This window comes from Pseudarthrobacter sp. NPDC092439 (assembly GCF_044754945.1).
Classification (GTDB): Bacteria; Actinomycetota; Actinomycetes; order Actinomycetales; family Micrococcaceae; genus Arthrobacter.
This window is the reverse complement of the sequence record NZ_JBIVQB010000001.1, coordinates 774012-795150: the sequence shown is the minus strand read 5'-3', so window position 1 is coordinate 795150 and position 21139 is coordinate 774012. Positions and strand designations below refer to the sequence as shown.

21 protein-coding genes, 1 other RNA gene and 1 riboswitch are annotated in these 21139 nt (G+C 64.4%); of the genes, 14 read left to right on the top strand and 8 right to left on the bottom strand.

The genetic code is table 11. The annotated features are described in order from the left end of the window. Positions 1-62: 62 nt before the first annotated feature. Entirely contained in the window at positions 63-2510 is a 2448-nt protein-coding gene (locus ACIQCM_RS03745; RefSeq protein WP_400603236.1) for a GH25 family lysozyme, read from the bottom strand. A gap of 541 nt (positions 2511-3051) precedes the next feature. Between ACIQCM_RS03745 and ACIQCM_RS03740 the strand changes: the two genes are divergently transcribed. The 14 genes from ACIQCM_RS03740 (at position 3052) to ssrA (ending at position 15574) form a co-directional block, all read left to right on the top strand. Then, positions 3052-5064, top strand: coding sequence for a S8 family serine peptidase (locus ACIQCM_RS03740; protein ID WP_377214886.1), 2013 nt, complete (start codon positions 3052-3054; stop codon positions 5062-5064). Between the two features lie 218 nt (positions 5065-5282). After that, entirely contained in the window at positions 5283-6506 is a 1224-nt protein-coding gene (locus ACIQCM_RS03735) for a CpaF family protein (RefSeq protein ID WP_400603237.1), read from the top strand. Beyond that, the gene (locus ACIQCM_RS03730; RefSeq protein ID WP_400603238.1) at positions 6503-7360 is read left to right on the top strand and encodes a type II secretion system F family protein; all 858 of its coding nucleotides are present in this window, start codon (positions 6503-6505) and stop codon (positions 7358-7360) included. Before ACIQCM_RS03735 ends, ACIQCM_RS03730 begins: the two co-directional genes overlap by 4 nt. Continuing rightward, positions 7357-8298, top strand: coding sequence for a type II secretion system F family protein (locus ACIQCM_RS03725; RefSeq protein ID WP_400603239.1), 942 nt, complete (start codon positions 7357-7359; stop codon positions 8296-8298). Before ACIQCM_RS03730 ends, ACIQCM_RS03725 begins: the two co-directional genes overlap by 4 nt. A gap of 54 nt (positions 8299-8352) precedes the next feature. Then, the gene (locus ACIQCM_RS03720; RefSeq protein ID WP_400603240.1) at positions 8353-8571 is read left to right on the top strand and encodes a hypothetical protein; all 219 of its coding nucleotides are present in this window, start codon (positions 8353-8355) and stop codon (positions 8569-8571) included. A gap of 105 nt (positions 8572-8676) precedes the next feature. Next, a complete protein-coding gene (locus tag ACIQCM_RS03715) occupies positions 8677-9021 on the top strand; it encodes a TadE family protein (RefSeq protein ID WP_400604251.1) in 345 nt (114 codons plus the stop codon). A gap of 76 nt (positions 9022-9097) precedes the next feature. Next, complete coding sequence (locus ACIQCM_RS03710; protein ID WP_400603241.1) at positions 9098-9574, top strand: hypothetical protein; 477 nt, start codon at positions 9098-9100, stop codon at positions 9572-9574. Continuing rightward, a complete protein-coding gene (locus ACIQCM_RS03705) occupies positions 9571-10041 on the top strand; it encodes a pilus assembly protein TadG-related protein (protein WP_400603242.1) in 471 nt (156 codons plus the stop codon). The genes ACIQCM_RS03710 and ACIQCM_RS03705 overlap by 4 nt, the downstream gene beginning before the upstream one ends. Positions 10042-10087: 46 nt before the next feature. Beyond that, positions 10088-11203, top strand: a complete 1116-nt coding sequence (gene prfB, locus ACIQCM_RS03700) for a peptide chain release factor 2 (protein WP_400603243.1) — start codon at positions 10088-10090, stop codon at positions 11201-11203. Positions 11204-11402: 199 nt separating this feature from the next. Then, on the top strand, positions 11403-12188 hold the full coding sequence (gene ftsE / locus ACIQCM_RS03695) for a cell division ATP-binding protein FtsE (RefSeq protein ID WP_400603244.1): 786 nt from the start codon (positions 11403-11405) through the stop codon (positions 12186-12188). Next, positions 12185-13099, top strand: a complete 915-nt coding sequence (gene ftsX / locus ACIQCM_RS03690) for a permease-like cell division protein FtsX (protein ID WP_400603245.1) — start codon at positions 12185-12187, stop codon at positions 13097-13099. Before ftsE ends, ftsX begins: the two co-directional genes overlap by 4 nt. A gap of 28 nt (positions 13100-13127) precedes the next feature. Continuing rightward, the gene (locus ACIQCM_RS03685; RefSeq protein WP_400603246.1) at positions 13128-14555 is read left to right on the top strand and encodes a peptidoglycan DD-metalloendopeptidase family protein; all 1428 of its coding nucleotides are present in this window, start codon (positions 13128-13130) and stop codon (positions 14553-14555) included. An 87-nt stretch (positions 14556-14642) separates the two neighbouring features. Next, positions 14643-15116: an SsrA-binding protein SmpB gene (smpB, locus tag ACIQCM_RS03680; RefSeq protein WP_400603247.1), complete on the top strand. Its 474-nt coding sequence runs from the start codon at positions 14643-14645 to the stop codon at positions 15114-15116. 89 nt (positions 15117-15205) lie between these two features. After that, positions 15206-15574, top strand: a transfer-messenger RNA (tmRNA) gene (gene ssrA, locus ACIQCM_RS03675). A gap of 148 nt (positions 15575-15722) precedes the next feature. Here the strand turns inward: ssrA and ACIQCM_RS03670 are convergent. The 7 genes from ACIQCM_RS03670 to hisN all read right to left on the bottom strand — a co-directional run bounded on the left by ACIQCM_RS03670 (position 15723) and on the right by hisN (position 21116). Then, the gene (locus tag ACIQCM_RS03670) at positions 15723-16088 is read right to left on the bottom strand and encodes a hypothetical protein (RefSeq protein WP_400603248.1); all 366 of its coding nucleotides are present in this window, start codon (positions 16086-16088) and stop codon (positions 15723-15725) included. 59 nt (positions 16089-16147) lie between these two features. Further along, complete coding sequence (locus ACIQCM_RS03665) at positions 16148-16546, bottom strand: fluoride efflux transporter FluC (RefSeq protein ID WP_400603249.1); 399 nt, start codon at positions 16544-16546, stop codon at positions 16148-16150. Further along, positions 16543-17046 carry a fluoride efflux transporter FluC gene (locus tag ACIQCM_RS03660; protein ID WP_400633648.1) on the bottom strand — a complete coding sequence of 168 codons (504 nt, stop codon included), beginning with the start codon at positions 17044-17046 and terminating at the stop codon, positions 16543-16545. The genes ACIQCM_RS03665 and ACIQCM_RS03660 overlap by 4 nt, the downstream gene beginning before the upstream one ends. After that, a complete protein-coding gene (locus ACIQCM_RS03655; protein WP_400603251.1) occupies positions 16943-17656 on the bottom strand; it encodes a metal-dependent transcriptional regulator in 714 nt (237 codons plus the stop codon). The genes ACIQCM_RS03660 and ACIQCM_RS03655 overlap by 104 nt, the downstream gene beginning before the upstream one ends. Positions 17657-17699: 43 nt before the next feature. Continuing rightward, a complete protein-coding gene (locus tag ACIQCM_RS03650) occupies positions 17700-18458 on the bottom strand; it encodes a class I SAM-dependent methyltransferase (RefSeq protein WP_400603252.1) in 759 nt (252 codons plus the stop codon). A gap of 117 nt (positions 18459-18575) precedes the next feature. Beyond that, complete coding sequence (locus tag ACIQCM_RS03645) at positions 18576-19985, bottom strand: aminotransferase class V-fold PLP-dependent enzyme (protein WP_400603253.1); 1410 nt, start codon at positions 19983-19985, stop codon at positions 18576-18578. A 35-nt stretch (positions 19986-20020) separates the two neighbouring features. Continuing rightward, a riboswitch (SAM riboswitch) is annotated at positions 20021-20134 on the bottom strand. 169 nt (positions 20135-20303) lie between these two features. After that, complete coding sequence (gene hisN, locus ACIQCM_RS03640) at positions 20304-21116, bottom strand: histidinol-phosphatase (protein ID WP_377216974.1); 813 nt, start codon at positions 21114-21116, stop codon at positions 20304-20306. Positions 21117-21139: the final 23 nt, after the last annotated feature.

Below are 21139 nucleotides of genomic sequence, written 5' to 3'. Positions count from 1 at the left end.
TACTGAAGCAGGCCGCGGAGTCAGCTACGACCCACGTCGAGGTCGCTTGACCAGGCGCTGGTCTAACTGGTGCCAGCGTTCAGTAGCACGCTCCGGAAACCGCCCGTACCGTTCCCTGTGGTTAGCTGGAAGCTGCCGTCAGCTTGCCGTACCAAGACGTTGGGATGACCGGTGGACGCGAAGTTCTGGCTCACAAGCACACTGTCGGCGTCTTTCCATGGGGGCGTCAATGCACGTCTTGGCAGGAACCCGCCCGTGCCGCTGCCGGGGTAGAGCCACGAGGACCCGCCGCTGGTGGTGGCAAGGAGGTCAGACTTCCCATCCCCGTCGAAGTCGCCGGCCGGGACAATCGAATCGAAAACACCCCACCCGCTGCCGATCGTTCGACGGGGAAGGAACCCGCCGGATCCGTTCCCGGGATACAGCAGCAAGGCGCCATCCGATGTCCTTGCGAGGATGTCGTTGCGACCGTCCCCGTCCCAGTCGCCGGCACCAATGACCGACGTAAAGATGTGCCATCCCCTGCCAATGGCTTTGCGGGGGAGGAAGTTACCCCGGCCGTCCGTGGGGTAGAGATAGAGCGTTCCGTCGGCTGCCCTGGCGATGAGGTCGCTGCCGCCGGCACCATCGAAGTTCCGTGCATTGGCAACCCAGGTAAACGCTTGCCACCCCGCGCCGACCTGGCGGCGGGGGAGCCAACCTCCGTGCCCGTTCCCGCGGTACAAGTACATTTCGCCCGTCTTCGCACGGGCAAGGACATCAGCTTTGGAATCGCCATCGAAATCGCCGGCATCCATCACGGTCGTAAAGGTTTGCCAGCCCGACCCGATGCGGGTAATTCCTGAGAACCCGCCGTTGCCCGCGCCGAGGTAGCTACGGAGCTGCCCGCCAGAATCCCTTGCCAGAATGTCAGGCTTGCCATCCGCGTTCAGTTGCAGCCCTCCTATGACGGATGAGAACGCGTTCCATCCCTGGCCAATGAGAGTCCGCTGTTTGAATCCCGCTGCGCCGTCACCTGGGTATAAATAAAGGTCGCCGTCCCCGGTGCGGGCGAGAAGGTCAGCGTTCTGATCGCCGGTGAAATCCCCCGCCGGCAGTACAGTTCCGAATTGCCCCCACCCGTTGCCGATAGTGCGCCTTGGTTTGAAACCCTTCTGGCCGTCGCCAGGGTACAGCCACAAGGTTCCGTCGGCTGCTATGGCTGCCAGGTCGTTCTTACCATCGGAATTGAAGTCGCCTGGGGCAAGTACGGAGTTGAAAATGGTCCACCCGGCTCCGACCTTGACGCGGGGCCGCACGCCGCCTTGGCCGTCACCGGAATAAAACCAAAGCGCGCCAGTTACATCACGGGCCAAGATATCCCCAACGCCGTCGCTATTGAAGTCTTTGGTCGCAATCACTACGTCATAGATCGTCCAGCCAGTGCCAATGCGGGTGCCGGCATCAAAGGATCCGTCGCTTCGACCTCTCTGTAGTGACAATGTGCCGTCTGACGCGCGGGTCATGAGGTCGGGCCGTCCGTCAGATGTCACATCCCCGGCGGAAAATCTCAACGGGCGTGTGTACTCAGCCAGAGGGATGCTTGTGGCGAAACGGTGAAGCCCGGCGAGATCCCCGTTCCATACATTTGAGTCACCGGCGAAAGGACCCGTGCTGCTGTACTGCCAGATGCTGTACGTGCTCCAACTGGAACTGGGAACGGGTCCCGCATTGTTCGTCGGCGAGCTGGGGTAGGCGGCAATCCACAATGGATAGTCCCCGAACCCCGCAGGATTACCGAGGCACTGGTTCCACCAACTGGTATTGGTGTAGATAACGGGCAGCCGCCCGGTCAACGACTTCATGGTTTTGCCGAAGTCCCGGACCCAAGCACCAAGTTGTGCCGGCGACATGTTGTAACAGGTGTTGCCAAAGTAGAAGCCGTTGATAGTCCGGCCCGCATAGGGGTTGAACTCGAAGTCCAAAACGGGTGGCATGGTGTAGCCATCCGCAGACCAGCCACCGCCGTTCTGCACAAAGAATCGCGCCTGGTCTGCACCTGAAGACCAGTTGGGGATGGCAAAGTGGTATGCGCCGCGGACCATCCCGACACTGCGGGACCCTTGGTACTGCGAACTGTAGGACGGATTTTTGTAGTAGTTGCCCTCGGTAGCTTTTACGTAGGCGAACCGTGCTCCCATGTCCCACTGCTGCTGCCAGTTCACGCTGGACTGATGGCCGCTGACGTCAAGCCCCGGGACACCGAAACTCGGCTTCCAGGTCCCCGCAACGCCAACTTCCTGGGTGCTCACTGTCTCCAAACTCTTGCTGGATGACGCCGCGACACGGGCCGAGCGCTGCCCCATCTCTGCGCCGCCGACTCCTACCGCCTGAGCCATGGCTGCCTTGGCGGCCTCCGACGGCGTGTCCCCGTCCGGGAATGCCCGGGTGCCCGGATCGACCGACGGCTCCAGGCCCGGCGAACTCATCGCTGGTGCAGTCGTTGCCGAAGCCGATGCTGTTTCCTCCACAGAAGCTTCGGACGGGTCGGTGGCAGGCGACGCGATTGTAGGAGACGGGGATGGTTCACCCGAAACGGCAAAGCCCGGCACCACGGGTCCGGCGATAAGAGCAGCCGTCAAAACAGTTATCCCCACGACTCGCAGGCCTGGGCGACGGGCGGTGGACGGGTTCGGCTTCATTGGGTAGCTCCGGAGACAACAGTGCGTGTGGGCGCGTCGTATGGTTTTGCAGTTCCGAAGAGTTGGAACTGTGAATATTGAGACTTGTCGGGCCCAACCCTAACACCCACCCCGTGAGGGGGCCAGAGTTTCCATTGTTACAGCAGTGACGATTGAGCCACACTTAAAATTTGAAGTTCCAGCAGTCCAAGGCGGTGCGCAGGATCTCCAAAGGAATTGCGCTGTAGTTCCCCTTGTAAAGCTGGCGGGGGCTAACGTGGAAGGAGCGCGCACCACCGACCGGCTCCGGTTGATATGGAGGTACGGGCCCAGATCCAGTGGAGTTGGACTCCAGGCCGAAGGCCGAGCCGCGATCAGACAAGGAAGAAGAATGCGTTTTCAAATGCGTCGTCCAGCTAATTTGGCGGCGATCCTCGTGTCGTGTGCAGTGGTGCTCGCCACGGGGGTTCCCGCAGTGGCTGATTCTGCCAACTCCGGCAAGGTAGAAAACATGGGCGGCCAGGAGGAGACGTCGGTTGCCGACGCTTCAGCCGGGGCAGAAGTCACTTCCCAAGGTGCCTCCGGCGAGGGGCAGTACATCGTCAGGTACGCGGAAGGTACCGACGTCGTTGCAGAAGCAAAGAAACTGCGCGCGCAGAACGTTGGTGTGGGACGCACATTCTCCCACGCCATACGGGGTGCCGTCGTAGCGGCCACGCCAGCTGAAGCTGCAGCTCTGGCGCGCTCCAAGCAGGTATTGTCAGTGGAACTGGATAGTCCGGTGGCAATCACCGAAAGCCAGCAACCGGCGCCATGGGGTCTGGATCGAACTGACCAACGCACCTTGCCATTATCCCGTAGCTACGTTTACACATCATCCGGCCAGGGTGTCAGCATCTATGTCGTTGACACAGGGGTCAGGGCCTCGCATGTGGACTTCGGTGGTCGGGTCAAGGCTGGCTGGACTGCCATTAACGATGGGCGGAACGCCGGAGACTGCCATGGACATGGCACTCACGTCGCTGCTACGGCGGCCGGCAAAACTTATGGTGTTGCCAAGTCAGCTACCGTTGTTCCCGTTCGGGCACTCAAATGTGACGGGTCGGGGCTTACTTCCAACGTCATTGCCGGACTGGACTGGATCGTCGGGCACCATCAATCCGGATCACCTGCGGTAGTTAACTTGAGTATTGGTGGCTTCACCAGTTCATCCTTTGATGCCGCAGTCATGAGGACCGTTGATGACGGAATGACGGTCGTGGCAGCCGCCGGCAACTTAGGCCGGGATGCGTGCGAAAGCTCTCCCGCGCGGGTGCCGTCGGCACTGACCGTTGCTGCCAGCGACTCTGCGGACCGCCAGGCATCATGGTCCAACTATGGCCGGTGCGTTGATCTCTATGCGCCAGGGGTCGGCATCACCGCTGCCTGGTACACCTCGGATACAGCCACTGAGTCTCTGTCCGGCACGTCCATGGCCGCCCCCCACGTAGCAGGCGCCGCGGCAGTCCTCCTCTCGGCCGATCCTGACGCCACTCCTGCCGATATCAGCGCCAGTATCCTGGCGAATGCGACGGCCGGAAAGGTTACTGCGGCCGGATCCGGCACGCCCAACCGGCTGCTTTATTCAGATCCGTTGACCGGGGTCACCGAGACACCAACCGAACTGCCAACGGCGTCGATACGCAGCGCCGCAGATACTGTGGCTGCCGGCCCTGATGGCACCCTATGGAATTATCCCTCTGATGGGCAGGGGGGATTTGAAGGAAGGGTTGCCATCGGTTCAGGCTGGTCCGGCCTCCTGACAGGATTCGTCACAGACTGGAACCAAGATGGAGTTTTCGACCTTATCGCCCAATGGAAGGATGGCCGTCTCAGTTTCTATCCCGGAATTCAGTCAGGCGGCTTCAGCCCGGCCCGGACCATTGGAACCGGCTGGGCCGGCTATAAAGTGACGGTAGGCCAATGGAAGAATACGGACCGGTACCCCGGCATCGTTGCATATGATCCGGCCGGGACGATGTGGTTCTACCCCAACAGCACGGGGGGGTCCCTTAGCGGACGCGTGAAAATTGGATCCGGATGGAGCGGTCTCTACACCACCATGGCCGACTTCGACCGGGACGCCAAGCAGGACATCCTCGCAAGGCGCAGTGACGGGAGCCTCCTGCTCTACCGCTCGACGGGGACGGGTACCTTTGAGCCGGAGCCCCGCCCCATAATCGGAAGCGGCTGGAACAGCGTCAACTCCACGACCGAACTCGATGGGTACCAGGGGGCTGGCAGTAACGGGCTGTTGGCGCGCTGGACGGATGGACGCCTCGTCTACTACCCCATCCATGGCGGCTCATGGGGGACGCCAACTACCGTTGGTCTGGGCTGGAGCACGTATAACATTTTCCGCTGAGGACCGTATCCGCGTTCCTCCGGCATGGCAGCGCCTCGCTTCCGAAGTTGAGAGGGAAACGTGCGCTCTTCGGAGGAGTCCGGCGGTGGCAGCTGGTTTTACGCTGGTCCTGTTATCCACAGCCGGCCGGATGTGACTTGGCGGCGTGGTGTACAGTCCTTAGGCTTTACCCAGTCGCACTGCCTCAGCCGGAGGCGGCGGATCATTTGGGGGACTGCGTGGATGCTCTGGGGATAGTCGAGGACGAGGTGCGGGAGCTCATCCGGCGCCGTGGCCTGGATCCCTCCAGGCAGGCCGGGGAAGTCCGGCGGCTCGTGGAAGCGGCTGTCACGGATTATGACGAGCGTGCCCTGCTGGGGCCGCTACCTCCGATTGGACCTCTGGAGGCGGCACGCAAGTTCCTGTTCGACGCCGTCGCCGGGTTTGGCGTCCTGCAGCCGTTGCTGGATGACCCAACGATCGAAGAGATCTGGATCAACGCCCCTCACGAAATATACGTAGCCCGTAACGGGGAATCTGAACTGACCTCGCTCAGCCTCTCGGAGCAGCAGGTCCGCGACCTGGTGGAGCGGATGCTCAAGAGTTCAGGCCGGCGGCTGGACATGTCCACGCCGTTTGTGGATGCCGCCCTTCCGGACGGGTCCCGGCTGCATGTAGTAATTCCGGATGTCACCCGCCGCCACTGGGCCGTTAACATCCGGAAGTTCGTAGTGAAGGCAAGCAGGCTCGAGCACCTCGTCGAGCTGGGAACCCTCACGCCGCAGTCGGCCCGGTTCCTCGGCGCGGCCGTTTCCAGCGGGCTGAACATCCTCGTCTCAGGTGCCACGCAGGCCGGCAAAACGACCATGTTGAACTGTTTAGCCGCAGGAATTGGCAGCCGCGAACGGGTGATCACCGTTGAGGAAATTTTCGAACTGCAGTTCCCGCTGCGCGACGTGGTGGGCCTGCAGTGCCGGCAGCCCAATCTCGAGGGCAAAGGCGAAATTCCGCTCCGGCGACTGGTCAAGGAAGCACTCCGGATGCGTCCCGACCGGCTCGTAGTAGGCGAAGTGCGCGAAGCCGAAAGCCTCGACATGCTCATCGCCCTGAACTCCGGCATGCCAGGAATGTGCACCATCCACGCGAATTCAGCACATGACGCCGTCACCAAGCTCTGCACGCTGCCGCTCCTCGCAGGCGACAACATATCGTCGGCATTTGTGGTCCCCACCGTCGCGTCGTGCATCGACCTGGTGGTCCACTGCAGCCGGCACGCAAACGGGCGCCGGCAAGTGACGGAGATTCTTTCGTTGGGCCGCCGCGTGGAGAACGGGATCATCGAGTCATCGCCTGTCTTTGTGATGACCGACGGCTCTCTCCAGCCCCGGGCCAATGCCATGCCATCCGCTGAGAAGTTCGCGCGGGCCGGCTACGACGTCGCCGCGCTGCTGGACCTGCGATGATTCCGGCACTTCTCGGCGTCACCACCGGCGCAGGGCTTTTCCTCGTCTGGTGGTCCTGTTGGGATTTGCCGCCCGCGGCCCCGGCGGAAGCGCGGCCCAACCGGCTGGCTGACCTCCTGGCCGCGGCAGGCGTGGACAAAGTCTCCGTCGGCGGGCTGCTGGGAACATGCATGGCCCTGGGCGCCTTCGTGGCGCTGGTTTTCTTTGCTGCAAGCGGCTCGTTGCCCATCGCCATCTGCTTCGGACTGTTCGCGGGATGGCTGCCAATCACCATCCTGCGGTGGCGTGCAAAGAAGCGGACGGCGCTGCTGCGCCAACTCTGGCCCGACGTAGTCGACCACCTTCGCTCCGCCATCCGGGCGGGCCTGCCTTTGCCCGAAGCCCTTATCCAACTTGGCGACAAGGGCCCGGAGGAACTCCGGCAGGTCTTTCGGGAGTTCGGGGCGGACTACCGGGCCGGTGGCCAGTTCGAAGGCTCGTTGAACAAACTCAAGAACCGGCTGGCGGACCCGGTCGCGGACAGGATCGTCGAAGCCCTGCGCCTTACGCGGGAGGTGGGCGGTTCTGACCTTGGCAAGCTGCTTGGCACACTGGCCGACTTCCTGCGGGAGAGTGCCAGGACGCGAAGCGAGCTCGAAGCGCGCCAGTCATGGACGGTCAACGCCGCCCGGCTTGCCGTGGCTGCCCCCTGGTTTGTCATGCTCCTGTTGTCCACCCGACCCGAGGCCGTGCAGGCGTACAACACCGCTATGGGTGCCGGGGTCCTGGTGGGCGGCCTGGTGGTCTCCTTATTCTGCTATTCGATAATGCTCCGCATCGGCGCACTTCCTGAAGACGAACGGGTGCTGCGATGACTCCGGGGTATCCGCTCGCGGCTGTTTTTGGCATCCTTCTGGGAACCGGGCTGTGGCTTGTCATCTTCCGTTCCCCCTACATGCGCGCCACAACCCTCGCCGAGCGCATCGAACCCCAGCTGAAGGCACAGAACCTCGAATCCCGACTGCTGCGCGCCGGCGAACATAACGTGACACCCTTCGGCCCGCTTGAACGGATCCTCCGCCCGATCCTCCGCGACGCCCTCGCCGGCATTGGGCGGCTCAACCCGGCACCCGGTGCAATGGACAGGCGGCTTGCCCAGGCCGGAATCAGGAAGGCCTCCGTGGATTTCCGCGCGGAACAGATGCTCTGGGCGGCGGCAGGCTTCGCCACGGCGCTCATCGTCATTGTGCTCGGTGCTGCCGCCGGACGGTTCAATCCTGTCTTCGCCGTGATTGTCGTGATCGGCAGCTCCGTTGGCGGCTTCATGATGCGCGACTACTGGCTGGGCGTGCAGATCCGCCGCCGTGAAGCACGCATGATGGCCGAATTCCCCAGCCTTGCGGAACTGATGGCCCTCGCGGTCAGTGCGGGTGAAAGCGCCAGCGGCGCCCTGGACCGGGTCTGCCGTAGCTCGCAAGGAGAACTCAGCAAGGAGTTTGCCAAGATCATCGCCGAGACACGGGCGGGCAAGCCCCTCGTCCAGGCGCTCCAGGAGTTCTCTGCCCGCACCGACCTGGCACCGCTGGTTCGGTTCGTCGACGGAATAATCGTCGCGGCAGAACGTGGCACGCCGCTGTCAGACGTGCTCCGCGCCCAGGCGCAGGACGTCCGGGACACGGCAAAACGGGAACTCATGGAAGCTGCCGGCAAGAAGGAGATTGCCATGATGGTGCCGCTCGTCTTTGGCGTTTTGCCCCTCACCGTCATTTTCGCCGTCTTTCCGGGCATCGCTGCGATCAATCTGGGATTCTAGGAAAGCTCCCCGTGAACCTGACAAACCGCTGCAACTCAAGGAACAGGACTAGAAATGAAGAAAATGGGACTCCGCTTGGCCGTGCTGTTAATCGACGTCACCGGAAGCAGCGCACCAGCCCGCCATCCTGCGGACCATCCTGAACGCGGCGACGTCCCGGGCTGGGTCATGATCACGTTGATGTCCGCGGTCCTGGTCGCAGCACTGCTCGCGCTCGCCGGGCCCGCCCTGGAGACCATGTTCAACCAGGCAATGGACAGGGTCGGAAGCTGACCCATGGCTGTCCCAGGGCGGGGCAGGGCACGAAGGGGCGGTGAACCGCGGGCGGCCGCCGTGCGCAGGGACGGTTCACAAGGACGCGAACAAGGCTCAGCAGTGGTGGATTTTGTCCTGGTAGGCAGCCTGCTCACGCTGTTCTTCATGGCGATCGTCCAACTGGCACTCGTCCTGCATGTCCGGAACACGCTGATCGACGCTGCGGCTTCCGGCGCGCGGTACGGGACACTCGCAGATCGGGGAGCCGCGGACGCGGAGGAACGGACCCGCAGCCTTGTAGGCCTCGCCCTCAACCCCGGGTTCGCCGAGCACGTCACCACCGCTGAGGTGACAGTGGGTGGTCTCCGGACGCTCGAAGTCACGGTCCGTGCGCCCCTGCCGGTCATCGGCCTGATCGGTCCACGGGAGATGCTGGAGGTGAAGGGCCATGCCGCTGTCCAGCCGTGAGTGCCCAGGGAGATTCCGGGGAGGCCGCCCGGCAAGCCCCGGCCGATACGTTCCGCGGGCCGGGTTCTCCCGCGTCTTGGCATTCTTCCGCCGCGGCCTCGGCGACGGAGACCCCACAGCAGGGTCCGGCGGCCCGACCGGCGGCGAACGGGGCAGCGCGGTTGTGGAGTTCACTTTCCTCGCGTTGCTGCTGATGGTCCCGGTCGTCTATTTCATCATTACCGTCGCCCAGCTCCAGGGCGGTTCCTTCGCAGTAGTGGGTGCTGCGGACCAGGCCGCGAAGGTTTACGTCGCCCAGCCGGACGAAGCGTCCGCGCTGGCAGCTGCCGAACAGGCAGTAGCCATCGCGCTCAAGGACTTTGGGCACGGCCCGGAAGCTGCACGGGTGGCGGTGGCCTGTGCCCCGGCCGACTGCCAGTCCGCCGGAAGTACCGTCTCCGTCACGGTCAGCCTGGACGTACCATTGCCCTTCCTGCCCTTCGGAGAGGGGTTCCGTCTGGGCGCCACAGAGGTAGAGGCGTCCTCGACCCAGCTGGTGGGCAGGTTCCGGTGACCTCCGTGAAAAAGGTGACGCCCGGGGAGCAGCAGGACCGCGAGGCCGGGCAAATTACCGTCATGATCCTGGGATTCGTGGCCCTGGCGCTGCTGGTTGCCACCGTGGTCATCGGCATTTCCTCCGTTTACCTCGAGCACAAGCGCCTGCTCTCATTGGCCGACGGCGCCGCGCTGGCCGCCGCCGACAGCTACACCTTGGGTGAGGTGGAGACCAGGGGCGGGCCGCCGTCGGCCTCGCTTAATGCTGCCCGCGTCAAGAACGCTGCTGCAGATTTCGTTACCCGCAGCCCCGGATCATTGCGCTTCGACAGCCTCGCGGTCGCCCCGTCGACCGGCACGCCGGACGGAACGACCGCCGTCGTAGTCCTCACCGCGGTGGTGCGGCCGCCTGTGGCGAACTTCCTTGTTCCCGGCGGTATCCCCATCGAGGCCTCGTCCACAGCCCGGTCCCGGCTGACCCGCTGAGGCCGGGACCGGACGTTTCCACCGGATAGCGTAGGCTTAAACGACCATGGCCAATATTGATTTTTCCGCAGAAATCCGCGCTCTCCGCGCCACCTATGAGTCCATCGAACGGGTCACCGATATTGACGCGCTCAAGGAAGACATCGCAGAACTCAGCGAGCGGGCAGGCGAACCGGACCTGTGGGACGACCCGGCTGCGGCCCAGAAAATCACCTCGCGGCTGTCCCACCGCCAGTCCGAACTGGAACGCCTCACCAGCCTCGCGTCCCGCATCGATGACCTCGAAGTCCTCGTCGAACTTGGCGAGGACGAAGACGACGCAGACTCCATGGGGGAGGCCGCCGCGGAACTGGAATCCATCCGCAAGGCACTCAAGGACCTTGAAGTTGTCACCCTCCTGTCCGGCGAGTACGACGAACGCGAAGCCGTCGTGTCCATCCGGGCAGGCGCCGGCGGCGTGGACGCCGCAGACTTCGCGGAAATGCTGCTGCGCATGTACCTGCGCTGGGCTGAGCGCCACGGTTACCCCACCACAGTGATGGACACTTCCTACGCCGAAGAAGCCGGGCTCAAGTCGGCCACCTTCGAGGTTAAGGCCCCTTACGCGTTCGGCACCCTGAGCGTGGAAGCGGGAACGCACCGGCTGGTCCGCATCAGCCCCTTCGACAACCAGGGCCGCCGGCAGACCTCGTTCGCCGCCGTTGAAGTCATCCCCCTTATCGAGCAGACGGACTCCATCGAGATTCCGGACAACGAGATCCGCGTGGACGTGTTCCGGTCCTCCGGCCCCGGCGGCCAGTCGGTCAACACGACGGACAGCGCGGTGCGACTCACGCACATTCCCACCGGCACCGTAGTGTCAATGCAGAACGAAAAATCGCAGCTGCAGAACCGTGCGGCGGCCATGCGTGTCCTCCAGTCCCGGCTTCTCCTGCTCAAGAAAGAACAGGAAGACGCGGAAAAGAAGGCCCTGGCGGGAGACGTCAAGGCATCCTGGGGTGACCAGATGCGCTCCTACGTCCTCAACCCGTACCAGATGGTCAAGGACCTCCGCACCGAACACGAAGTCGGCAACACCTCTGCAGTGTTCGACGGCGAAATCGACGACTTCATCGACGCGGGCATCCGCTGGCGTACCGACAACCGCAACGCTGAGAAGTAGGCCCGGCACGTCCGCGGGCGCAGCGAACGTGGCGGCGGCGGACGGCCGATCCTGCGACACACCGCCCCAAACCCCGCGAAGAGGCCGTGGGTCCTGCGTATAGTCGAAAGGCCGGGGCCCTACTTCCCCCAACGAAAACCCGTGCACCGGCTGCAGATCTGTGCCGTCCCGGCCCAGCCGCTGCAGGGTACTTAGGGCCATGATCCGATTCGAGAATGTCACCAAGGTCTACGACCAAAAAGCCCGGCCAGCGCTGGACTCTGTGAGCCTTGAGATCGAGCGGGGCGAGTTCGCCTTCCTCGTCGGCGCATCCGGCTCCGGAAAATCGACCTTCCTGCGGCTCGTCCTGAAAGAGGACCGGGCCACCTCCGGCGCTGTCTACGTGGCCGGCCAGAACGTCGCCAAGATTTCGAGCTGGCGGGTCCCGCGCCTCCGCCGAGGCATCGGCGTCGTCTTCCAGGACTTCCGCCTGCTGCCACAGAAGAACGTCTTTGCCAACGTCGCGTTCGCCATGCAGGTGATCGGCAAGAGCCGCAGCGTCATCCGGGACACCGTGCCCGAGGTACTCAAGACGGTGGGGCTCGAAGGCAAGGAACACCGAATGCCGCACGAGCTCTCCGGCGGCGAGCAGCAGCGCGTCGCCATCGCACGCGCGGTGGTCAACCGCCCGGGAATCCTCCTCGCCGACGAGCCCACGGGAAACCTTGATCCCACCACGTCCATGGGCATCATGGGCGTCCTGGACAAGATCAACCAGAACGGCACCACCGTGGTGATGGCAACGCACGACGACGACATCGTCAACGAGATGCGCAAACGCGTGGTTGAACTCAAGAATGGCGTGGTGATCCGCGACGAAGCCAAGGCGTTGTACACCTCCCTGATCCCCGTCGTCGGGAAATCCCGCCGGCTGAAGGACGCCAGCGGCCGGGAGGAACCCGAAGCCGCGCCGGGTGCCGCCGCGGAGGGTGAGGCGCCGCGATGAGGCTTGCATTTATCCTCGGCGAAATCGGCAGCGGCCTGCGCCGCAACGTCTCCATGGTGGTCTCCGTGATCCTGGTGACCTTCGTGTCGCTCACCTTCGTGGGCGCCGCGGGCATGCTGCAAATGCAGATCAACCAGATGAAGGGCTACTGGTACGACAAAGTCCAGGTGGCCATCTTCCTGTGTGGGGAAGGTTCGACGGCGGCGGGCTGCGCCGGCGGGCCCGTCACCGCCGAGCAGCAGGAGAACCTTAGCGCCCTCCTCGAATCGCCGGCGGTCAGCCAGTACATTAACGACTTCCAGTTCGAGTCCCAGGAAGAGGCCTACAAGCACTTCAAGGACCAGTTCTCGAATTCGCCCATCGTTGACTCCGTCACGCCGGAGCAGTTGCCTGCGTCCTTCCGGATCAATATGAAGGATCCGGAGAAGTACCAGATCATCAGCGAGACGTTCTCCTCCCAGCCGGGCGTGGAAACCGTCATTGACCAGCGGCAGCTTCTGGAGCGGCTCTTCTCGGTGATGAACGGGGCTTCCCTTGTTGCGGTGGGAATCGCCGGAGTCATGATTGTTTGTGCCATCCTGCTGATCGCCACCACCATCAGGTTGTCCGCGTTCAGCCGTCGGCGCGAAACAGGCATCATGCGCCTGGTGGGCGCGTCAAAGACCGTGATCCAATTGCCGTTCATCCTCGAGGGCGTCATCGCCGCGGTTATCGGCGCCACGCTGGCTTCCGGAACTCTGTGGGCGGTGGCCCATTTCTTCCTGGGCGACTTCATGTCCCGGCAGTACCCGGACACCGCGTTTATCTCATCCAGCCAGACCCTGATCCTGGCGCCCGCCTTGATAATCCTTGGCGGATCCTTAGCGGGAATTTCGTCACTCTTGACCCTACGCCGATACTTGCGCGTCTAAGCTGATGCAAGCCGAACAAGGAAAGCCTATGAATGACATGGACCAAATAAAGAGCCGCCGGCCCAGCCATGGCGGGCGCCCGCATGCGCGCGGGACCTCGCTCATGAGTGGTGTCATTGCGGTGGTCCTGGCCGCCGGGCTTGCCTCGTCTGCTCCCGCGGCGTTCGCCGACGAACTGGAAGACAAGCAGGCAGCCCTGAACGCTGAAGCGGCCCGCGTGCAGCAGTCGCTGGAGTTCGTTGACGCCCGCATCGCCAAGGCCGCAGGCGACCTGGTCATCTATCAGGGCCAGCTTCCCGGTGCGCAGCAGGCTCTCCTCGAAGCGCAGGGCAGGGTGGCAGGTGCGGTCAAGGAAGTGGAAGCACTGTCCGCCCGCGTGGATATGGCACAGCAGAACAAGGCCAAGATCACCCAGCAGCTGGAAACCGACAAGAAGAAAATTGCCGACACCAAGAAGCTGATCGGGCAGATCGCCACGCAGGCCTACAAGTCCGGGGGAGTGCCGTCGAATCTCTCCCTCTTCTTCGGCTCCAACAGCGGCTCCAGCCTGACGGAGACCATGGACCTGGCAGACCAGGCGATGCGCAGCCAGAACGCGGCCATGGACAAGCTCTCCCAGCAGAACGCCACCAATGTGAACTCCCAGGCCCGCCTTCAGGCAGTGGAAGCGGAGATCAGGGACCTCAAGGCCAAGGCTGACGCTGCCCTGGTGCGTGAAAAAGCTGCCAGGGATGAAGCGGCGGCAAAGAAGTCCAAGGTGGATAAGCTCATTGCCGACACCACCCGGCTTAACAAGGAACTGCAGGCCGCGAAACCTGCAATCCAGACACAACTGGCGGGTGTGAAGGCGAACCAGGTCGCCGTTGCGGCCGAAATCAAGGAACGCGACCGCCGGCTTCGCGAGGCATGGTTGGCCGAACAGCGCAGGCGTGCTGCTGCCGCTGCCGCCGCAGCTGCCGCCGCCGCGGCAGCAAGGAACCAGCCCCCGCCCCCGTCCCGGCCGTTCGTGCCGCCGGTGGGATCGCCGTCGGCCTTTGGACTCCGGCACCCCTTCGCCTCCAGCGTTCCGATCACCTCGGGCTTTGGCTGGCGCGCCACACCGCCCGGCACCATCGACTTCTACGGCACCGGCGGTTACATGCACACCGGCATTGACTTCGGAGCTGCCTGCGGCACACCCGTTTACGCGGCGGCGGCCGGCGAGGTCTTCAGCTCCGGCTGGAACTCGGCCGACGGCGGCGGTTGGCGGGTCAAGATCTCGCACGGAGTCGTCCAGGGCAATTCCCTGACCACCATCTACTATCACAACGCCAGCATCGTAGTCGCTAATGGCCAGCAGGTTTCGCAGGGGCAGCTCATCGCCTACTCGGGCAACACCGGCAACTCCACCGGCTGTCACGCCCACTTTGAAACCTGGCTGAACGGCTCCGCGGTGGACCCGATGGGGCTGCTCTAGGAGCACGCCGGCGCTGCCGTACACTGGTAGGACTCCGCGGCCGGCAGGCCGGGAGGCCGACGGATTCTTGGATTGAGGAGTACTCCCGTGCCTAAAGAAAGTGGCCGGAAAGTGGTGGCCACCAACCGCAAGGCCCGGCACGACTACCATGTGCTGGATACCTATGAGGCCGGTATCGCGCTCATGGGCACCGAAGTGAAGTCCCTGCGCGAGGGGCATGCCTCCATGGTGGACGGCTTCTGCACGTTCTACAATGACGAGCTGTGGATGGAAGCCATCCACATCCCCGAATACAACCAGGGCAGCTGGACCAACCACGCGGCGCGCCGCCGCCGCAAGCTGCTCCTGCACCGCGAGGAGCTCACCAGGATCGCCCACAAGATCCGCGAATCCGGGTATACGGTGGTTCCGCTGCAGCTGTACTTCGTGGATGGCCGGGCCAAGGTGGAGATCGGCGTAGCGCGCGGTAAGCGGGAATACGACAAGCGCCAGACCCTCCGTGAGCAGCAGGACAACCGCGAAGCCCAGCGCGAAATGCGGGAACGCAACCGCCGCCGCTGACCCTGCCGGCGTCCGGGAATGATTCGCGGGGGTCATGCGTTATGATAAATAGTCCGGTGGGCATGCCTGCCGGTTTGGTAACAAAATACGGGGATGATCGGTTTCGACGATGTTAGTCGCGACAGGTGAAGCGGGCCGAGGATGCAGAATTATCTCGTTAACGCTGTCTGCAAACCAATAAGTGCCGAATCTAAGCGCACTGACTTCGCTCTTGCTGCCTAAGCAGTAAGACAGTCCGTCAGCCCGGGGTTGCTATCGCCCCGGTTCCTGGCGTCATTTAGATAGCCACTGCTGTTTACCCTCGTCATCGGGGTGAACGGGACTCTTAGGTGACTGGGCCCGGATCAGCCAGCTGTTTGCAGCATGGCTGGGGCCGAGAAAATCCGACGCAAACTGCGCCCGGAGAAGCCCTGACAACACGACATCGGACGGGGGTTCAATTCCCCCCATCTCCACTTTTTGTGAAAACACCCCGGTCCTTGGACCGGGGTGCTTTTTTGCGCCAGGGAGCATCATTCTCGACGCGGATATTCCCTGACGCGGCCCATATATGGGGGCGTCAGGAAAGATGCGCGTCGAAACTGAACCAGCGCACCGAACTGCCTGTTACTGGTCTACGACATCCACGACGCCGATGAAGCGCGTGCCGACGCCTTCGAATTCGCTCCGGATAGCTCCGGCGGGGCGTTCCGGCACTTCGTGCCTGGTGTGGTGTTCGCAGGCAACAAAACTGAAGTCGGGCCACCACTTCTTGGGCCGGGCTGCTTCCTCGTAGCCGCACACGGCGCAGACCAAATGAACCCACACGGGGCGCTTCCCAGTGCGGTTTGCCCGCGACTGCACCAGCCACGGCGGCGGGTTGTCCAGCAGGGCCCCGAGTTCCTCCTCCGCCATCCACTTGGGCAGGCCGTGGCGCTGCGCCATTTCAAGGGGTATGTCGAGGGCAATTGCTGCGTCACGTCTGCTAATCATCACTGTCCACCATACGGGAGGGCTCCAAATCGCTTTTCGGCAGCAACAGGCCCGCCCGGTCAGGAGGCCAGCGCCACCCCCGCAGCCGCGGCGGCAAACCCCAGCACCAGGTTCGTGGCCACGTTCACCGCACCCGCCCCAAACCGCGCCTCGCTGAACAGCCGTACGGTGGCGGTAGTCCATGAGCTGAACGTTGTGAGCCCGCCGGCGAGGCCCGTTCCGACGGCGGCCCGCCACTCGGGTGTCATGGCCGGACTTTCCGTGGCGGCGTAGGTCAGCCCGATCAGGAAACAGCCTGCCACGTTGACCAGCAGAGTAGCCCACGGCCAGTGCTGCCGCCCCGACCCGCCGGGCCCGCGGACGCTGCGCCGTGCGCTGTGGTGGGCAAACCAGCTGTCCACGGCAAACCGGAGCAGGGCGCCTGCCATCCCGCACAGGCCTACCAGCACCGCCGTCATGGTGTGACTTCCGCAGGACGCGCAAGCAACCGGCCCAGGCGCCAGCCGGCCCCCGCAGCGGCGAGGCCGAACACCAGCGACAGGGCAAGGTACAGCAGCCACGCCTGGTGTTCACCAGCCCGCAGCAGCTGGTCGGTGGAGAACATGACGGCGGAGAAGGTGGTGAAGGATCCGAGCAGCCCCGGGCCGATCCCCGCACGCAGCCAGAAGGATGTCTGCGGCCGCGCCATCCAGAGCGTGGTCAAGGCGGCGAGGACAAAGCTTCCTGCAACGTTAATAAGGAGTGTTGTCCATGGAACAGATCCGGTACCTTCCGGAAAAACCAACCCCAGGCCGTACCGCAGTTCCGTGCCGAGGAGGCCGCCTGCAGCCACTGCCAGCCAGGCGCGCCACACGTCAGCCGTCACCCAAGAGGCAGCCGGGATGCGGGTGGTCCGTGTGGACCCAGAGTGCTGACGTGATCTCCTCGGCGAAGTCGTAGTCCCTGCTTCGGCCCGCATTGCGGATCCGCACCACTAAGGCTCCTCCGAAGGGACGCCGGCCCAGCACTTCGACTTCATCGTCGATGTCGATGTGCTCGGCGGACAGATACCGGAGGAGATCCGGGTTGTCGTCGCTGATCCTCGTGATCCTGCCGGTGTGGCCCTCATCGAGTTCGCCCATGAGGTGGGCCCGCGGCACCATGACCTGGCCGTCCGCGGAGGGGATCGGGTCGCCATGCGGGTCCCTCAGCGGATGGCCCAGCTTGGCCGAAACCCGTTCGATGAACGTGTCCGATACAGCGTGCTCCAGCAGTTCCGCCTCGTCGTGGACCTCGTCCCAGCTGTAGCCGAGCTGCTGTACGAGGTACGTCTCGATCAGACGGTGCCGCCGCACCATGGCCAGCGCCAGCCGCAGCCCGGCGTCGGTCAGCGTGATGGCGCTGTAGGGCTTGTGGTCCACCAGGCCCTGGTCCTTGAGTTTGCGGACCATCTCGGACACCGAAGAATTTGCAACGCCCAGCCGCTGCGCGAGCTGCGAGGACGTAATGGCCTTGTCCTGCCACTCCGTGAAGGAGTAGATGACCTTAACGTAGTCCTCGATGGAGGAGGAGGGCGCGCTGGTCTTCACAGGTCAAGCCTACCGGGTGCGGGGCGGCACGGCAGGGCAAGGGTCAGGCCTTGGCGGCGCGCCACGCCAACGTCAGGTAGGGCAGCTTCAGGTCGAGCCCGGCGGCGTGGCCCAGATGGTCGTGCAGGTACCAGTCCAGGTTGGCCAGCACTTTGGCGCGGGTCGCCTCGCCTGCCCGCAGGTAATAGCTGCGCGACTTGGCCAACTCCATCAGGTCCTCGGTGGTCACAGTGTCCTGCCAGTGCGTGACGTGCCCCTCCGGGCCCTTGAATTCGGGCCCCACCACCGGCCGGAAGTCAGGTTTGTACACGTCCCCCGCGTGCATGATCCGCGACAGGCGGTGCACCCACGGCACAGACGTGTCCAGCTGGTTCCACACGAGACCCAGGATGCCTCCCGGCCGCAGCACACGCGCCAGTTCGGCGCTTGCCGCCAGCGGATCGCACCAGTGCCATGCCTGGGCCACAGTGACGACGTCGAACGACGCGCCGGGCAGGCCTGTCGCCTCCGCTGTCCCCGCCACCGCCGTGGCACCAGGGCAGTGGAACTTCAGTTGGGCCAGCATGTCTGCGGACGGGTCGATAGCCGTCACCGCCAATCCCCGATTCAGCAGGAGGGCGGTGAATTTTCCGGTTCCGGCTCCAACGTCCAGTGCGTCCCGTGCCCCTTCAGGAACCACCCATTGGGCTGCGTCTTCGGGATATCCGGGCCGCACCCGCTGGTAGTGGCTGCCGCCGGAACGGAAGCTGCTGCCCAGCTCCTGGCGTCGTCCGTGATCTAGCTTGGGGCCACCCCGAACCACCGTGCCGCCTCCCGTTTCCCGTGCCCGGGCAGCTGGTGCGCCGAGGATTACCCCTCGAATTTACCGCATCAGCAACATGGAGCCGGCCGGCGGCACAGGCCCCGTCCGGTCCAGGACTCAGGTGTCCGTGCAGGGAGCTGCACCGGCGGTACCCGGGGTGTTCGGCGCCCAGTGCGGGTAGGTCCGGGTGTCGTTGGCCGGCACCCAGCGGCCGGCGTCCACCACGTAGTCCCAGCCGAGGCCGGTGGTCCTGAGGGCCCGGATGCCGGCCAGCAGGCGCTGCGCGTCCTCCAGCCGGGAACCCACACCGAAGCTGGCCCGCAGTGAACCGGACGGCAGTCCCAAGCGCTTGAGCAGTGGATGGGCGCAGAAGCGGCCGTCGCGCAGGCCCACGCCGTGCTCGGCGGACAGGTATGCCGCCACGAGCCCGGCGTCGTAGCCCTCCACCGAGAAGTTGACCACGCCGATGGTGTCCGTCTCCGGGTTGGAGTCATTGAAGATCTGGTGCACCCTCACTCCGCTGATCTCCTGCAGGCCCTCCACCAGGAAAGACCGAATGGCCGACTCATGGGTGTGCCAGCGCTCCTGGTCCAGTCCCGCGATGACCTGCGCGGCCCGCGCCAGGGTGGCGGCGCCCAGCACGTTGGGTGAGCCCCCCTCATGGCGGGCCGGTCCGGTAGCCCAGCTGACGCCGTCGAGCTTTGCCTCCGTGACGGCGCCGCCGCCGGCGAGGTGGGGGGTGCCGGCGTCCAGCCAGTCGGGGCGGCCTACCAGCACTCCGGCGCCGAAAGGCGCGTAGAGCTTGTGTCCCGAGAAGGCGAGGTAGTCGACGTCGTCCGCTGCGATGTCCACGCGGCGGTGCGGCGCGAGCTGGGCGGCGTCCACGACAATCCGGGCGCCGTGCTGGTGGGCGAGCGCGGCAAGGGCGCGCACCGGGAGGATCTCGCCGGTGACGTTGGAGGCGCCCGTTACGGCCAGGAGGCTAACGCCGCCCTGCTCAAGTTCGGCGCGCACGGCCTCCAGGGTTCCGGCGATGCTGTCCGCGGCCACGATGCTCCGGTGCGGGACGCCCTGCCACGGCAGCAGGTTGGCGTGGTGCTCGATGTCGAGGTAGAGGACGTCCCCGTCGGGCCGGCCGCCGGTAAGCGGGAGGCAGCCGGCAAGCAGGTTCAGGGAGTCGGTGGTGTTGCGGGTGAAGATGACCGAGTCGTCCGGCCGGCCGCCCACGAATTCCCGCACGATGTTCCGTGCGTTCTCGTAAACGGACGTGCTGATCTGGGACGCGTACCCGGCGCCGCGGTGCACGCTGGCGTAGTACGGCAGGATTTCGTTCAGGTAAGCCGAGACCACAGACAGCGCCGGGGCGGAGGCGCCGTAGTCGAGGTTCGCATAGCGGACGTGTCCGCCGGTGATCAGGGGCGCCTGGATTTCGGCGCCGGTGACGGCGGCCAGCGGCCGGGCCGCTGCTTCAATACGGGCGTCGGCGGGCAGGGCCGGACGGGCGGGGGTGACGGTGGCAGTTGTCACAGAGACCTCACTGGGAAAGGACTCCACAAACGGGGAATCCGCGCTTGCCGCATCCGCTCCGGACCGGCCTGGTCGTCACCCGGGGCACCCCGCCGCGAATGGAGGGTTGCCGGCCAGCAAACCGGGGTTTAGCGCTGGCACTCGTGACCTGGTTAAGAGCGTAGGACATCCGGCGGGCAAGGTTTAAGCGGGCCGCAATGTTAAGGCGATTGTTACGCGCAGCCGCTGATAGCTCCTTTGGGCGAATATAACGACGACGGGCGCCTCAGTTCGGGGCGCCCGTCGTCGTAATCTTCGGCCGGGAAAGGTCCGGTGAAGCTAGAGGAGGTCGTCCAGGTAGGGGTTCAGGCGGTGCAGCACTTCAGTGTGCAGGATGGAGTTGGTGGCCAGCGCATTCCCGCCGAAAGGCCCGTCCTGGCCTTCCAGCGAAGTGAAGCGGCCGCCGGCTTCCACCACGATAGGCACCAGTGCGGCCATGTCGTACAGGTTCAGTTCGGGTTCGCAGGCGATGTCCACCGAACCCTCCGCCACCATGCAGTATGACCAGAAATCCCCGAAAGCCCGGGTGCGCCAGACGTCTTCGGTCAGACCCAGGAACTCGTCCAGGTTGCCCCGTTCCTTCCAGCCGCCCAGGCTCGAGTAGGACAGGGATGCGTCCGCCAGGTTGGAGACGTTGGAGACCCGTAGCCGGCTTGCTGCCGCCAGGGAACGGCCGGTGTAGGAACCCATACCCTTGGCACCCCACCAGCGCTTGCCCAGGGCGGGAGCGCTGACCACCCCGACCACCGGTTCGCCCTCGTCCACGAGTGCGATCAAGGTGGCCCAGACCGGTACTCCGCGGACAAAGTTCTTGGTGCCGTCGATGGGGTCGATGATCCAGCGGCGTGAGCCGTGGCCGGTGCTGCCGAATTCCTCGCCGAGCACGGCATCGCGCGGACGGGACCGGGAGAGCTGGCCGCGGATGGCCTCCTCGGCGGCCTTGTCCGCGTCGGTGACCGGCGTCAGGTCGGGCTTGGTCTCCACATGGAGATCAAGTGCCTTGAAGCGGCTCATGGTCTGGTCATCCACGGAGTCGGCCAGGACATGGGCCAGGCGCAGGTCATCGTTGTAGCTCGAAGCGGGTTGGATCATGCTTCCAAACTACCGTCTGCGCG